Consider the following 15,860-nt stretch of genomic DNA (forward strand, 5'->3'; position numbering starts at 1 on the left):
TGCCTCTAAATCGGCCTATTTTTCATCCAAATCATTTAAAATTCATCAAATGAAACCCTATCTACTCAAAGAATCAAACTGGAAGGATCTCCAGACTCATCGTTTCGAATTAGCAGTTTTACCATGGGGAGCCACTGAGGCCCATAATTACCATATGCCTTATGGTACGGATGTTTATGAAGCAGATGCTGTGGCTGAGATTTCCGGGAAGAAAGCCTGGGAAAAAGGAGCAAATGTAACCATTATGCCTACTATTCCATTTGGGGTAAATACAGGACAATCGGACATTTATCTTGACATCAATTTAAACCCAAGTACACAGCTACTCATCCTTCAGGATATTTTGACTGTTTTAGATCGGCAAGGGATAAAAAAGTTTTTGATTATCAATAGCCATGGAGGAAATGATTTTAAAACCATGCTCAGAGAATTGGGATTAAAATTTCCAGATATGCTACTATTCACTTGTAATTGGTTTCAGGCTTTAGACAAATCAAAGTACTTCGAAGAATCCGGTGATCATGCCGATGAAATGGAAACGGCATTGATAATGCACCTTCACCCTGAACTTGTACTTCCACTAGACCAAGCCGGAATGGGAGATGAGAAAAAATCCATAATCAAGGGGGTTCGGGAAAAATGGGCCTGGGCTGAACGAAAATGGTCTGAAGTCAGCGCTGACACTGGAATCGGTAATCCAAAAAAAGCCTCCCCAGAAAAAGGAAGGCTTTATTTTGAAGATGTAACTGACAAAGTCGCGGATCTTATTTTGGATATTTGCGCAGCAAAACCCGGAGAAATCTATGTATAATTAATCCAAAGAATTTAAATCCAACAGAGTGATTTCTCCTTTGTAATTAATAAATGTAATTGATTTCAAATTTTTTGGGAGGGAAATCTCTCTTGATGATTGAGAAAGAAAGCCTGCACCTAAAGAGGTTTCGTATCGCTGTTTGTTCCCATTTCCAAGTTCGACTATTACTGCCATTGTATTTATAGGAGGCGTAAGTGTTCGCATACCTGAGTCTTTTTCCTCTTTCTTAAATACAAGGAGTGAATTTCTATTCTGGGAAGCGATCAACAGAGAGGACCCTTGTGCGGAGCTTAGTTTCACCAATGCTTTGGCATCTCCCGGAACAATGAATCCGCTTTCGTTTGGTTTAACAGGCGTGAAGTCTCCAGCTCCATCTCCTAAAAGGACAAGCCCTACCAATGCATCCAATCTTCCTGTGAAGATTTCATTTCCAAAGTCATTTCCTACCAAAAGCACATCCAAATAGCCATCCCCATTTACATCCTCAGTCAAAACCCCATTCACCGGAGCTATTTGAGCAGCAGTTGGCAATCTATGTACTTCAAAAGTACCATTACCATTATTTTTAATAAATGCTGATTTATCATAATTACCAGTCAAAATAACTGCTCCTTCCTTTTCTTCAGGAGTGAATAGATCATTCTCAGTACTCAAGGCAAAGGATTTATACCGCTCATATTTCCTTCGGAAAAGAATGCTTTGCCCATACAAATCATCCCAGAAATGGCTCGGATAAGAATTGTAAACACCTGATCTGTCTTTATAGTAAGCAAAAGTGACAGGGTCCATACTTCCATTTCCATCGAAATCTTTTGCATAAATTTTAACAGGTTGTTCCATTGTAGGATGATGAGGATTGTTTTCACCTAGATTACCTACAATGAAATCCGTATCTCCATCTTGGTCAAAATCTCCAGAGGCAATCGAATTCCACCATCCCAGATGATTCTCCAAACCAGTATTAGAAATCTTGTGAAATTTAGCCCCATCGTTCTTGAATATGGTGATTGCCATCAATTCGCCAACGACTACTAAATCTACTTTCCCATCTAAATCCACATCAGACCAAGTGGCGTCTGTCACCATTCCTATATTTCTAAGCTCAGGAGCTAACTGATCGGTAACATCCTGAAGGATTCCTTGATTATTTCTGAAAAGAAAGCTTTTATCGGCTATTGGGTATTTCGCAATCGGTGTTCTACCACCAACAAAAAGATCAATAAAACCATCTCCATCAAAATCTGCTCCTCTTACAGTCGTACCACTTGCTTTTGCAGCTGAGAAATTTTTATTCAAAGTGAAATTTCCCATACCGTCGTTCAAGTATAATCTATCCAAGTATTCGTCCGAGTCAGGGACAAACTCACTACTTCCGCTTACGAGGTATAGGTCAAGATCTCCGTCATTTTCCAAATCGAAAAGAAGCATTCCCATCTCCTCAAAATTTGAATTTTCACCAGGAATCAACTCTTTCTCAGTGAAAGTACCATCTGCTTTTTGAATGAATAATTTTGGAGAAAACCCAGCCGATGAACCAACAATAAAATCCTCTAATTGATCGCCATTCACATCACCAACGGTAAGAGAAGGGCCATACTGACTTAATTTATGTGGAATAGTTCGCTGAATATTGAAATCCACTTTATCGGCTTCCTCATGAATGAAATTGATCCCAAGTTCATTAGAAACCTCATTGTATAAAGGATTTACTTCAGCAGACTCAAGAATTGCAACAGAAAATTTTCCTTGTTTTGCATCAGCATAATTGACTTGTAAGACTTGATTTGCTTCAACATTTGAAAGTGTTGAAATCTTCCCATCAGGCCAAATTACTTCGACCGTAGATACATTAGAGAAATCACCCAGCCCAAAATGTAAGATATCCTCAATTGAAGACATGTATCCACGAACGATTTGCTGCTCTTGATAACGAATTGAACCATCACTCAATTTCAGGGAAACTTTTGCTCCTAGTCCACTGGGGTTCGATGCTTTACCTTGGAGTTTAATCCGAAGGTAATTTGGTTTTTCTTTAGAATCATTTAAGGTGTTTTCGAAAATGAAAGCCGGATCGTTGATATTATTAACTATATAATCTAAATCTCCATCCTGATCCAAATCCACATAGGCGGCGCCATTTGAAAAGGAAGGAATATTCAATCCCCATTCTTCACCCGAATCTTTGAAAGTCAAATCCCCATTGTTTCGATATGAATAATTTGGGATTTTGACAATTGGAATTGAATCCAACAACTGACGGATACTGGCTACGCCGCCTACATCTGCCCGATAGTTTGCAAAATCCTTATCAGTAATATCTCTGGGAAATCCATTGGTAATTAATAAATCTCGCAATCCATCATTGTCAACATCTCCAAAAAGTGGTGCCCAACTCCAATCTGTCTGATATATACCTGCCAGCATTCCGATTTCACTAAAAGGAACGCCTGCTCCATTGTTAATCTGAAGCATATTCCTGACATACTGGTATTCATAGCCCCACTGTTCGTTACTGATATAGACTTGGTAGGAGTTTTTTCCAATGGTAGTTTTCTTTCTGAAATTATCCTCCCCTAACATATCTATTGTAATCAAGTCAGGTAGTGCATCATTATTAAAATCAGAAATATCTGAACCCATGGAAAACTGGCTTTGATGCCTCAAAAATTCCTTAGAACGATTGGAAAAAGTACCATCTTGATTGTTTATATAAAGAATATCATTGGTCACATAATCATTGCTGACGTGGATATCAGGCCATCCATCATTGTTTAAATCCGAAACGACCAACCCAAGTCCAAAGCCTTCAATTGTGATTCCAGCTTCAATTGTGACGTCTGTGAAAGTTCCATCACCATTATTTCTGTAGAATTTATCATTGTTAATTGCAGATCCATCCACTATTTTCTCACGGTAATTGGATGGGGTTACTTTGCTCTGCTCATTATTGAGGACGTATAGGTCTAAGTCTCCATCAAGATCGTAATCTAGAAAAGAGGCTCCCATTCCATTACCTGAATCTGCAATTCCATATTGTTTTGCTTGTTCTAAGAATGAAATATTACCCGCAGCATCTTTCCCTTGGTTGACAAATAAAAGATTATTCCGTTCACCATTCCCAGTCTTCATTGCGGCTGCCACATAAATATCCATCCATCCATCTCCATTGATATCGACTGCAGTTGTCCCTGTACTCCATCGATCTTTTGCCTCTATCCCAGAGCTTGTCGAAATATCCTTGAATTTAAAATCACCCTGATTGAGGTAAAGTTTATTTGGGACCTGGTTACCTGTAAAAAACAAGTCTGGAAGACCATTCTGATCAAAATCGGCAACTGCCAAGCCCCCACCATTAAAAATATATTCGTCGGTAAGAATATTAAATGAATCAGATTCTGTGATTTGATTTGAAAAATCAACACCAGTTTCCTTTTGGGTTTTCAGTTTAAATAACTTGGATTCTTGATTACAGGAAAACAAGAAAACAACTAGGAACGCAGCCAAAAGGCTAGATTTAGAAAACTTCATAGATTAATCAATTTGGGTGCTTGGGAACTTTGAAATTACCACTTTTGAGGCAAAGGTGGAAAAAATAAGCACTTGATTGTCATAAAAAAAGGAAGGCTTTTCAGCCTTCCTTTAATTACTACTTCTAATACTAAAGATTAGAAACCTGGGTTCTGAATCAAAATGTCTGATCCTACCAAGTCAATTTGATCTTGAGGTATTGGAACTAGCTTATACTTTTCAGTAAACTTAGCGCCACCAAGAGCAGCAGCCAATTGAACACCATCAAGTGCAAAGTAGAAATCAAGCTCTTCTTGAACAGTATTCCATCTCACTAGATCATAGAATCTGTGACCTTCCATACCTAATTCAAGCATTCTTTCCATTCTCACAGCAGTTCTTGCTGTAGCAGCATCAGTCCATGGAGAGTCATACGTACCTATTACATAATTAGCAGCCATAGTACCATCTTCACGCATTAACTTGGAGTTCATTGCTCTTTCTCTAACACGGTTTACATAACCTCTTGCAGTCTCTAATCCACCAGTCTCGATTTCTGCCTCGGCAGCCATCAATAACACATCAGCAAATCTGATAATCATGAAGTTAATACCAGTGTATCCAGGAGTCCAAGAAGAGTTATCCTGGAAAGTACCTGCTTCAGATCTCGCATAAACATACTTCTTTGGAGAATATGGTCCACCGTTTGGTTGATTTCTGATCCAAGCAGCGCCTGGGAAATCCTGCCAACCTAGGTAAGGAATACCTCTTCTTCCAGTTGTATGATCAACTCTTGGATCCAAGTTCCCTGTATCAGGAGTGAAAGGATCAGCAGTTTGAATACCCATATCACTTTTCACTCTATTTGCAGGATCATTATAAGACTTATCCAACAATGGAAGACCAGCAGCATTTGTTCTAAAAGCATTCACAAATGAAAAGCTTGGTTGGAAGAATCCACAACAGTTACCTGGGCCAGAAGGACCAGTATTGTAAGGGAAGTTCAAGTCAAACTCTGGATTGGCATTTTGTACAGCACCAGTACCGGCAGCTGCCTGATAAGCCCAAACAGATTCCTCATGGTTATCGTTGGCTCCTCTAAATGCGTCATCATAATAAGGAACTAGGTCATACTTTAAGTTATTGCTAGTTACACCATTATTGATTACATCTGTAAATAGAGTTTTCGCTTCTCCGAATTTATTCTGATACATGTAAATTTTAGCAAGGTATGCTTTAGCTGCCCAAGAATTTACACGACCAACCTGAGGCTGAGTAGGTGGGAGATTATCTGCTGCAAACTTCATATCTGCCTCAATCAAAGGCCAAAGGTCTACATTATTACTAACTTCCTCCAAGCCACTACCATAATCCAAAGTCTCATCAACATATGGCGTATTACCATAGTCACGCTTCAACTCAAAGTAATAATGTGCTCTTAAGAATCTTGCCTGCGCAGATATTCTTGTAACATCTGTTGGGGTTACATCTGGCCCTGGATTAGCCAAAAGTCTCAACACGTTATTAGCACGTGCAATCCCTTCGTAAGCCACATTCCATTTGGACCCTACGTCTCCAGAAGCAGAATTGATCTCAAATCTCTGAATAGGGTTGATTGTAGTAAAATCTCCAGGGTCAGTACCCTTATTAGCTTCACCCCCTCTAATACTACCCCAAACCCAGTTTGAAGGAGACCCCAATCTGTTTCCTCGACCGTTTACTTGTGAATAGGCCGCAATCAAGGAAGCATCAATACCCGCTAGCGAAGTCAACTGAGCCTCTGCCAACAAACCTGTCGGCGCAACATCAAGGAAATCATCGCTACAACTCACTGCTACCATCATCAATCCTGATGACAGTAACGCTCCGATTTTTAATTTAAAATTGTTCATCTGTTTTAATCTATTATAGTTTCTATAACTCGATTTCTTTATAAATGTTTAAGCTTAGAAGCTGAGATTCAGACCAAAAGTATAGCCTCTAGTAACTGGATAGTTACCTACGTCAATACCAAAAGATAAGTCAGCGTCACCACCTACCGCAGGATCAAGTCCCTCATAACCTGTGATAGTAAAGAGGTTGTTTGCAGATGCAAAAACTCTCAATCTCTCCAGTCTCCATCTTTCCAACAAAGTTGCAGGAAGCGTGTAACCTAAAGTCACGTTCTGCAATCTCAAGTAAGATCCATCTTCCACATAAAATGAATTTTCTACGTTAGAAGTTGAGAAGTTTGAAGTTTTCTCCACAACTGGAATGGTAGCATCCAAATTCTCAGGAGTCCAAGCATTTTTTAAACGCTCTGAAATAGCTGCTCCTTCAAACGTCTGGAAGAAATCTGTAAACCACTTAGACTGGTTCCAAACTTCGTTTCCAATAGAAGTGTATAAGTAAGCAGAAAGGTCAAATCCTTTATACCCTACTGTGAAGTTTACACCACCAGTAAAGTCAGGAATTGGATTACCCAAATTGATTCTGTCATCAGGAGTAATTACTCCATCCTTATTAACATCTTCAAATTTAAATCTACCTGGTGCAGCTCCATCTTGAGTAGCATGACTTGATACATCTTCAGCATTTCTAAATAAACCAAGTGTGTTGTAACCGAAGAAAGTTGAAAGAGGTTGTCCAACTGAATTCCTTATTGGTCTAATACCTCGGTATGCAGGATTGACAGAAGTAATAATTTCTAATCCAGGGGCCAATGAAACAATCTCATTTTTCAACACCGATCCTGTCACTGTCAAATCATAAGTAAACTCACTTGATAAGTTGCCTCTTGTACTAACCAATAGGTCTAAACCTCTGTTAAGCATTTGCCCAATATTTACAGCTGGGGGAGAAGCATTACTACCAGCAGTCAAAGGAATTGGAACTGTAAACAACAAGTCTTTAGTATCTTTTTTCCACCAGTCAAAAATCACATCCAAACGTCCATTAAAGAAAGTACCATCAAAACCAATATTGGTAGTTACAGCAGTCTCCCACTGTGCATTTGGGTTACCAATTCTAGTTCTTCTAAAACCAATTACAGCAGAAGAGTTAGACCCAGTAATATCATACGAAGAAGCTCCTATGTTACCACCAAATAGAGAGAACTGGTTGTTTGGATCCACGTTGTTCGAGTTACCCATTTGTCCCCATCCACCTCGGATTTTTAAATCATCAATCCAAGTAGCACCAGAAAGGAATCCTTCAGAAGAAATTCTCCAAGCTGCAGAGAAAGCAGGGAATACACCGTAACGATTATTAGATCCAAATCTTGAAGAACCGTCTCTTCTTACAACTCCACTAAACAAGTATTTATCGTTGTAGGTATAATTAACACGACCGAAGTAAGAGTTGAAGTTCACACCTCTGTAAAGTCCAGAGTTAACTTGTCTTGTAGAAACTGGTAAGTTAGAGATATTGATAAAGTCAGGGTCTCTAGAGAATGGATTCTGACCAGAAGCACTCATAAATCTACCAGCACCTGTATTCAATGCTTCTTGACCTAAGATCACATCAAACGCATGCTTATCGAAAGTTTCCTTCCAAGAAACAGTGTTTGTGAATGTCCAGCCAAAGTTAAATCCTGATCCTTCATTGTATCCGAATGCAGAGTTGTTTTCTGAGTTCTCATATTGCAATCTGGAATATCCCCAGAAGTAGTTACTTGAATAATCGATACCCAAAGCAGTTCTGAAAGTCAAATTATCCAAGATATCATACTCGGCATAAACATTACCAAATGCACTAGAAGAGTATCCTCTATTATCTCTTAAACCATCTCTGTTTGCAACAGGGTTTCGAGGGTTATTAAAACCTCTTGCCGCAGTACCTCCATATCCGCCAAACTCGTCATAAACCGGGATAATGGATGGCATACGGAAGGCCTGTAGAATGTCATTTTCATCGTCCGAAACTCCTCTACCACCTGTACCACCTTGCTGACCCAAAACCTGACGGTAAGTAGCCTGGAAGTTTTCACCAATTCGTAATTTGTTTGTTACATCAAATTCGGAGTTTGCTCTGAAAGTGATTCTTTTGAAATTATTTACGATCATGATACCTGCCTGATCCTGATAACCTAAACCTATATAGAATCTGCTTGTCTCAGAACCGCCATTCAATCCAATTGAATGCCTATTCAATGGAGCATTTCTTGTCAAAGCATCATACCAATCTGTTCCTTCTCCAGTAGCAGCTCTAACAAGCTGATAAATTGGACCTTTTGATGGATCTGTGTTATATAATGCACGCTCTTGCTCAATTCTGTCTGCTGAGAATGGACCAGCCACACCTGCTACTCCACCCACATTGATGTAATATGGAAGAACTGGAGATGTTCCAGAGCCAAACTGAGGATGTCCATAGGCTGGAGCTCTTCCATCAATTCTAGCTTGATTTGTCTCAGCCAACCAAGTGTAATCTGCAAAATCCTGCGGATTCATCATATCAAGGCCTTGACCAGGAGTAGTGACACCAAACATACCATTGTAATCCACTCGTAATTTTTGATCACCTCTTCTACCTTTCTTGGTAGTATAAATAATAACGCCATTGGCAGCTCTTGCTCCGTAGATTGAAGCCGCAGCAGCATCTTTCAATACTGTAGTAGACTCAATGTCATCAGGATTGATGAAATCTGTATTTCCCACAGGAACTCCATCCACAACATATAGAGGCTCATTTCCACCAAAAGCACCAAATCCACGTACTCGGACGATAGATGAGGTACCTGGCTGACCGTTTGTAATAACTGTAACACCTGAAACTCGACCTTGAAGGGTCTGCTCTACGTTACCTGTTGGAATTACTGTAAGGTCCTTTGGATCCACCGTTGCAATCGCACCAGTAGTCTCTCTTCTGCTGTCAATGGTATAACCAGTAACAACAAGCTCAGTAAGCGTCTGCTCATCTGGCTTCATTTTAAGATCCACAACACTTCTGGATCCTACCACTTGCTCCACTTTGGTGTAACCAATAAAAGAGAAAACAAGTACAGCTTGGTCATTTGGGATATTGATGGAAAACTTTCCATCGATATCAGTTGCGGTACCTGTAGTTGTTCCTTTCACGAGGACTGATACCCCTGGAAGTCCTACATCGTACTCGTCAAGCACTGTTCCAGTTACAGTCTTCTGTGCGAAGGCCGTAGCACTGGATAGCATCAGGAGCATTAAGAATGCACCTAGACTTTTGTAAAGATTTTTCATAAACATAGATAGATTGGGTAACAAGAATAATTTAAAAACTTGTCTTTAATTGTTAATGCAATCGTTTGCGATATCGCTCAAAATAATTGCAATAGATAATTGTCTGTAATTCAGAGCTCTATTGCGACTATACCTTGGTTATTTGAAAACCGACTTAAAGAAATACCAATAGGTTTGAGAGCATCTATTGGAATGCGGGGCGGGATGTAGTAATTACTAGCTAATAGGTCATTGGCAAATATTTTGGGTTTTTGTCTCATACTTAATCTCCAATGTTAAAGATTCTTAAACAAATTTCAAATTTTAAACCATAAATAATATTTGGCTTTTCATCTTAATTTGTGAAAGAAAGCATTGAAAAAGCACTTTTATCAAGATGAAGTTAAAGGAAAAAAAGAATTAACAAAAAGATAACAGCTATCATTTCAGCATTTTAACATGAAAAGTTCAAAAACATATTTGACAGGTAAAAATTTGTAATTCAATTCTGAAAAATATTTTGTCGGAAAATATCAAAAAACGCTTGTTCGCTTCTAATTTCCTCAAAAACAGGGTCAATCAATGCCCTTTGGTAAATTAACTCGTTGGTATCTATTGCTTTCTTTAACTGAATAATGGCTACTTCTTTCTGCCCATTTTTTGAAGCAACCATCGCAAGACCGTAATAACCATAGCCGTAGTCACGATCAGCAATCACCGATTCTTCAAATGAAAGTGTTGCATTGGCATAATCCTTTGCTAAAAAATAAGCTAGTCCCTTGTTGAAATAATCTTTAGCCTGAGTATAAGGATAGTCAAATCGAAGCGTCGCTAATTTGTAATCTCCTCGTATTATATCCAAAGCTCCTCTCAGACTTTCATTCATTTTCAAAAAGTCTTCATTTTTGGTAAGTATTGAGGCATCTGAGAGTTTCTTGTAGGCATCCCAATAATCACCCTCTAAAATCATGATTTGAGCTTGATTATGCAAAACATAAGGACTGGTCTCCAATCGGGATGCTTGACTTAAAAGTCCCTTCGCCTCCTCCCATAATTTGGATTTGATTTCCGGATCAAGTGTGCGCTGGGCCATTCTCATTTTCACCACAGCCAGGTTATTATAAGGTAATGCAGATCGAAAAAGCTCTGTCATCTTACTATAAATGGCCTCCTTGTCTTGTAATCTGGGGGAAAATTCTCCGGCGATCGACCACTCACCAAGGTCTAGTGACTTTCCTACCTTATTCTCGTCTAAGATTTCTCTGAGCTCCATGGCTTGTTTCTGATCCAATCCCGGAAGCGGTTTTGCCTCTATTTCAATTTTCGCTGCACGGAGTCTTGGATAAAGATCTCTTGAAACAGTAGAAAATCCGGAAATCTTTTTCAATTGTTCCGCTTGATCCAGAAATTCTGCTCCACTTAATAATACCGAATAGTACTCATCCTTTCGTTGAGTGGAGATTTTAGAATAATCTCTAAGTAGCAATCGAAAATCGAACCAATCATTCCACCTTGATTTCACCTCAGTCAAACTATCACGCATCATCAATCCGGACTCAGCCAAATATTGGTAAAGGTTATCTGCACGGTCTCTTCCCAATCTACTATTTTTCCCTTCGCTCGTTTCCGGAGATTGTATCCCGGTTATTCTCAAGCTAATGATTGAAGGATTTTCGGTGACAAAAGTTTTTAGATTTTCAATTACCTCAACATTAGATGGGGTTAATTCCAACTTTGATGATCCCGATTTGTATAAAACCTCAAAAACTCTGGATCGGCTCATATCAATTGCTGCCACGCCTGTAGGAATGTATAAGCCCACATCAGGAATTGGTTCATTGGGATAGACCTTCCCTACTTTTGCCATTAAGGGAGTTGTAATGATTCCTCTTGCCAAAATCTTCCGCTCATCTGGCTCAGGTAGATTTTTTTCACCCTGATTGAATTGAAGTTCCAATAAACTGGCATCCATCCATTGCTCATAGGGAATGGTAAATGCTTTTTTGAATCGATAGGCATCAAATGCTTTTTGAAGCTCAAGCTCTCCCAAAGCAAGTTTTTTTTCTGGCGATCTCAATTCCAAGCGGACAATCGGATCGCGAGGGATCATCACGGATTCGATAAGAATTTTACCTTCCACTTCAAATCGGATTGAATCACGCAGGTATTCAAGATTTGAAGGAGTTACCTTAGCATCTTCCAAAAAATTACTTTCAGGCACTATTATTGAACTGCAGCTAAACAGGAAACACAAACAAAAGAGACTGAATATTTGTGTGTTAACTTGTTGATTCTGCATTAGTTTTGCTTTTATTCCTATCTTTTTCAATAAATTTAAAGTTATGAAGCCTTTTGAAACCATGGAAAAGTTAAGATTATTCTTTGAAGAGCGCGCATTTGGGGTTTGTTCCAAGCTCGGTGAAAAACTTAATTTCCCGATAGACAGTATTCGTTTATTTTTTATTTATGCTTCTTTCATCACCATGGGCTCACCAGTGATACTGTATGTTTCTATGGCAATGATGATGAAAATCAGAACTTATTTTAGAAAAAAAAATAATCCAATTCTTTTTGATTAAAGCTCTTGAAATGATTTTTTACCTAAAATTTTCCAGTTCCAAAATATAAATCGAACTGGGCTTTTACTTGGGATTTCATTTTCCAATGACTCTGTTTTTAAAATCTTTTCCTTTTTTGCCTTAAAATCTGAATACCCTTTCCAAATAGCCTGAGCTAAAGTTTTTTGTCCTTTTAGCAAATAGCTCCAAGCTGCAAGATTTTCGAGTAAAAACTTCACTATATATATAAAAGTGAAATTTCGCCCGTTCACATTCTTGTAAATCATACTTAGGCTATTCCTGATATTGAGGTAAAGTTTCTTGGGACTTCCACGATCAAGAGTCGCTCCTCCTAGATGATATACAGCGATTTTACCAGAATATCCAATCTTCCAGCCAGACTTTCGCATCCTCCAACAAAGATCTATCTCCTCCATGTGGGCAAAGAAATCGGAATCAAATCCCCCTAAATGGTGAAAGACTTCTGCTCTTATGATCATACAAGCTCCGGATGACCAGTCCACTTGGATATCATCATCGTATTGACCGAAATCCGACTCGATTGAATCCCAGATTCTCCCCCTGCAAAATGGATAACCAAAGGAATCCAAAAATCCTCCACCAGCACCTGCATAATCAAAAAGACTCTTATTTTTCCATGACAAAATCTTGGGCTGAAATGCCGAAAAATCTGGATTCAACTCTAGATTTTCAATCAGCCCTTTATCCCAGGATTTAGTGACTTCTACATCAGAGTTTAATAAAATATAGTATTTATATTTTCCTTTTAGCTGATCCAAACCCCAATTGTAACCTCCTGCAAAACCAAAGTTCTCAGGAGATTGAAGCAACAAAATCTGAGGGTAGTTTTCTTTCAAAAAAACCAAAGATTCATCTGTACTATTATTATCAATTACCCAAATATCATTTGAACTATTCTCAATAACCGATGGCAAGAAGGTAGCCATGGTCTCTTCACCGTTATAATTCAATATGACAATGGCGCAAGATTTCATCCAAACATGCTGCCTAGGTCCATCCCCGGGATATTCGGCAGCATTCCTTCTGTTGCGGCTTTCATCTCGGTTTTGATCTTCTGATCAATGGATTGCATCGCAATATTTGTAGCAGCCACGATCAAATCACTTAACATTTCTTTGTCTTTGGGGGACAAAAGACTCTCATCCATATCAATCGTCAATACTTTACGCTCCCCATTGACAGTCACTTTGACCATTCCTGCACCTGACTCCCCTGTTGCCGTAAGCAGATGCAACTTGGACTGAGCTTCTTTCATTTTGGCTTGGGCCTCTTTTACTTTGCCCATCATTCCCATTATATCAAACATGTTTTTTTATTTAAATTCAAATTATAGAATCAATTCAGAATTTTATTTTTTTAAATATTAAAATGTCAAAATTATTTACCGATAAAGATCGTTTATATGATCCATAAGGTAATTTTCTGTAACATTTTCAGACGATTATAAGTATCACAAAATACTAACTAATCAACCTATGAAAACGCTAGAAATCATCGACAAAGAACAAATTTCAAATTTTCAATTTTCAAAGAAGGAAGTTCTTTTAACTCCCGACGATCAGGGAAGACGCTTTGCTGACCTGCAACGAGCCCAAACTTTGGGAAACCTCCTCCAATCTAAAGTAAAACTTATCTTCGAAACCGCAGATAGTAGAATCCTACAAGTTGAAACCACCATCTGGGCCGTTGGAAATGATTTTATCTCGCTCAAAGGCGGAATGGTAATTCCTGTAAATGCAATTCATAAAGTTGACTAGCTCAACTTTGCAAAAGCAGTTTCTAAGGTCATACTTTCTTGATTCCCAGTTTCAAGGTTTTTAATTGAAATTAGGTTTTCACTTATTTCATTATCTCCGCAGATTCCCACGAAAGGAATCCCCTTCTTCGTGGCAAACTCAAATTGTTTCTTCACTTTAGCCAAATCAGGATAAAGCTCTGCCTTGATTCCTGCTTTTCTGAATCGCTGCACGAGTGAAAGACCATAGGCAAATCCCTTTTCGTCAAAATGACAGAGTAAGATTTTTGACGTTTGAAGGCTTTCTTCGGGAAATAGATTCAACTCCTCCAGCACATCATATAAACGATCCACCCCAAAAGAAAAACCAACTCCAGATACCCCGGACAAACCAAACACTCCAGTTAGATTATCATACCTACCTCCACCACTTACAGATCCGATTGAAGCATTATTCACTTTCACCTCAAAAATCGCCCCGGTGTAATAGGACAAACCTCTAGCCAGCATCACATCAAAATCAACAAAATCCAGATTCTCTCCCATTCCAATTAAAGTAGCGGCAAGCTCCTCTAGCTCAGCTATCCCTTGAAGGCCAACTTCACTTCCCGAAAGGAATTTTTTCAGAAATTGGATTTTCCCTGCAAAGTCTTCTGAAAGGTTGATTAATGGCTCCAATTTTTCGAGTGAATTACTTGAAAAATCTCTGGAGAGTAATTCTTCCTGTACCTTTTCCCAGCCTATCTTATCTAATTTATCGATGGCCACACAAAGCGGGCCTTCTTTACCTGCTGCGTCAATCGCTTCGGAGATTCCGGTTAGAATCTTTCTGTTATTTAATTTAATGCTGTAATCTGTCAATTTCAGCTTTGCAAACACTTCTCGGATCATCAAAATAATCTCAGCTTCGCAAACCAAACTATCTGTCCCAACTACATCGGCATCACATTGGTAAAATTCTCTGTATCGCCCTTTTTGTGGACGATCTGCTCTCCATACAGGTTGAATCTGAAAACGCTTAAAAGGAAATGTAAGATCATTTCGATTCATCACGACGAATCGAGCAAATGGAACAGTCAAATCATACCGAAGTCCCTTTTCAGAAACTTTGGAAAGTGTAGCAGCCGCTCCTTTTTCCAAGTCCGCAGCATTTACGTTTTTTAAATAATCTCCACTATTTAAAATCTTAAAAAGTAACTGATCTCCTTCGTCTCCATACTTACCGGTCAGGGTACTGAGATTTTCCATTGCGGGAGTTTCGATCTGATTATAGCCAAAAAGCTGAAAGGTAGAGCGAATTTGATCCAGGATATAATTTCTTCTTGCCATTTGGATTGGCCCAAAATCACGGGTTCCTTTTGGAAGACTTGGCTTTTGCATTGATATTTTATTGGTGATTAGCTTTCAAATTTATTCAAAAAAAGGGAAACACAGGATCAAATGGCAAAACAGAAGTAATTTATTCCACATTTATCTTAGGCAAAAAAGAAATGTTTCCTTACTTTTGCGATTCGTTTCGAAACAACTCATTAAAAACATACGACCATGGCAGTTACTACGCTTAAGAGAAAACTAAAAAGAAAAAGACAAAGTCAGACCACACGTGTTATTAAGATCAAGCAATTATGTTCTATGCCAGTAATTAAAAACGTGGACGTTGAAGAGCTTAAAAAATCTTTCGGAAAGTAATCTTTCCCTGATATCTTTTTAAAGACGACTAATTGGTCGTCTTTTTTATTTTTAACCCTTTTAAACTCGCTGGATTCAGCAGAGGTAAATAGATTACAATGATATTACCATGATTTAAATGGAGTTCTTAATTTTTTTTGTAATGAAGAGATCCGTTTCCATCCTCCCACGTTTACCTTCCTTTTCTAAGGGTAAATCCTGCGCAGGAGACCAATCAGCCTCTTTGACTCGTCCTAAAAAAAGTTTACAGATTAATAATTATATACTGTTATAGGTTTACAGTTTTCGTTAATCCTGTAATTGATTTACAAGAGTACGATTTTTGGGATAATAGTTCTTCC

The 15,860-nt window shown here is 38.6% G+C and carries 10 protein-coding genes; 3 read left to right on the plus strand and 7 right to left on the minus strand.

What is annotated here, in order from left to right:
- The first annotated feature begins 49 nt into the window (after positions 1–49).
- Positions 50–811, plus strand: coding sequence for a creatininase family protein (locus P8O16_RS08505; RefSeq protein WP_300313297.1), 762 nt, complete (start codon positions 50–52; stop codon positions 809–811).
- Here P8O16_RS08505 and P8O16_RS08510 read toward each other — a convergent pair whose 3' ends face one another.
- The 4 genes from P8O16_RS08510 to P8O16_RS08525 all read right to left on the minus strand — a co-directional run bounded on the left by P8O16_RS08510 (position 812) and on the right by P8O16_RS08525 (position 11,716).
- Positions 812–4,342: a VCBS repeat-containing protein gene (locus P8O16_RS08510; RefSeq protein ID WP_300313300.1), complete on the minus strand. Its 3,531-nt coding sequence runs from the start codon at positions 4,340–4,342 to the stop codon at positions 812–814.
- A 137-nt stretch (positions 4,343–4,479) separates the two neighbouring features.
- The gene (locus P8O16_RS08515) at positions 4,480–6,213 is read right to left on the minus strand and encodes a RagB/SusD family nutrient uptake outer membrane protein (RefSeq protein ID WP_300313302.1); all 1,734 of its coding nucleotides are present in this window, start codon (positions 6,211–6,213) and stop codon (positions 4,480–4,482) included.
- Between the two features lie 54 nt (positions 6,214–6,267).
- Positions 6,268–9,522 (minus strand): TonB-dependent receptor, encoded by a 3,255-nt coding sequence (locus P8O16_RS08520; RefSeq protein WP_300313305.1) that lies wholly within the window; start codon positions 9,520–9,522, stop codon positions 6,268–6,270.
- A gap of 475 nt (positions 9,523–9,997) precedes the next feature.
- Positions 9,998–11,716, minus strand: coding sequence for a hypothetical protein (locus tag P8O16_RS08525; RefSeq protein WP_300313308.1), 1,719 nt, complete (start codon positions 11,714–11,716; stop codon positions 9,998–10,000).
- Positions 11,717–11,855: 139 nt separating this feature from the next.
- Here P8O16_RS08525 and P8O16_RS08530 point away from each other — a divergent pair, with 139 nt between their 5' ends.
- The gene (locus P8O16_RS08530; protein ID WP_300313310.1) at positions 11,856–12,074 is read left to right on the plus strand and encodes a PspC family transcriptional regulator; all 219 of its coding nucleotides are present in this window, start codon (positions 11,856–11,858) and stop codon (positions 12,072–12,074) included.
- Here P8O16_RS08530 and P8O16_RS08535 read toward each other — a convergent pair.
- Complete coding sequence (locus tag P8O16_RS08535) at positions 12,071–13,069, minus strand: glycosyltransferase family 2 protein (protein ID WP_300313312.1); 999 nt, start codon at positions 13,067–13,069, stop codon at positions 12,071–12,073. The genes P8O16_RS08530 and P8O16_RS08535 overlap by 4 nt on opposite strands.
- Positions 13,066–13,401 carry a YbaB/EbfC family nucleoid-associated protein gene (locus P8O16_RS08540; protein ID WP_300313315.1) on the minus strand — a complete coding sequence of 112 codons (336 nt, stop codon included), beginning with the start codon at positions 13,399–13,401 and terminating at the stop codon, positions 13,066–13,068. Before P8O16_RS08540 ends, P8O16_RS08535 begins: the two co-directional genes overlap by 4 nt.
- 169 nt (positions 13,402–13,570) lie before the next feature.
- On the opposite strand from P8O16_RS08540, the gene P8O16_RS08545 reads away from it, so the two are divergent.
- Complete coding sequence (locus P8O16_RS08545; RefSeq protein WP_300313318.1) at positions 13,571–13,852, plus strand: hypothetical protein; 282 nt, start codon at positions 13,571–13,573, stop codon at positions 13,850–13,852.
- Here the strand turns inward: P8O16_RS08545 and hisS are convergent.
- A complete protein-coding gene (hisS, locus tag P8O16_RS08550; protein ID WP_300313321.1) occupies positions 13,849–15,216 on the minus strand; it encodes a histidine--tRNA ligase in 1,368 nt (455 codons plus the stop codon). The genes P8O16_RS08545 and hisS overlap by 4 nt on opposite strands.
- Between the last annotated feature and the right edge of the window lie 644 nt (positions 15,217–15,860).

This window comes from Algoriphagus sp., from assembly GCF_029254265.1.
GTDB lineage: Bacteria > Bacteroidota > Bacteroidia > Cytophagales > Cyclobacteriaceae > Algoriphagus.

Coding starts and splice junctions, on each gene's coding strand:
- P8O16_RS08505 (WP_300313297.1), top strand. CDS start 50: ATGAAACCCTATCTACTCAAAGAATCAAACTGGAAGGATCTCCAGACT.
- P8O16_RS08510 (WP_300313300.1), bottom strand. CDS start 4,342: ATGAAGTTTTCTAAATCTAGCCTTTTGGCTGCGTTCCTAGTTGTTTTC.
- P8O16_RS08515 (WP_300313302.1), bottom strand. CDS start 6,213: ATGAACAATTTTAAATTAAAAATCGGAGCGTTACTGTCATCAGGATTG.
- P8O16_RS08520 (WP_300313305.1), bottom strand. CDS start 9,522: ATGTTTATGAAAAATCTTTACAAAAGTCTAGGTGCATTCTTAATGCTC.
- P8O16_RS08530 (WP_300313310.1), top strand. CDS start 11,856: ATGGAAAAGTTAAGATTATTCTTTGAAGAGCGCGCATTTGGGGTTTGT.
- P8O16_RS08535 (WP_300313312.1), bottom strand. CDS start 13,069: ATGAAATCTTGCGCCATTGTCATATTGAATTATAACGGTGAAGAGACC.
- P8O16_RS08540 (WP_300313315.1), bottom strand. CDS start 13,401: ATGTTTGATATAATGGGAATGATGGGCAAAGTAAAAGAGGCCCAAGCC.
- P8O16_RS08545 (WP_300313318.1), top strand. CDS start 13,571: ATGAAAACGCTAGAAATCATCGACAAAGAACAAATTTCAAATTTTCAA.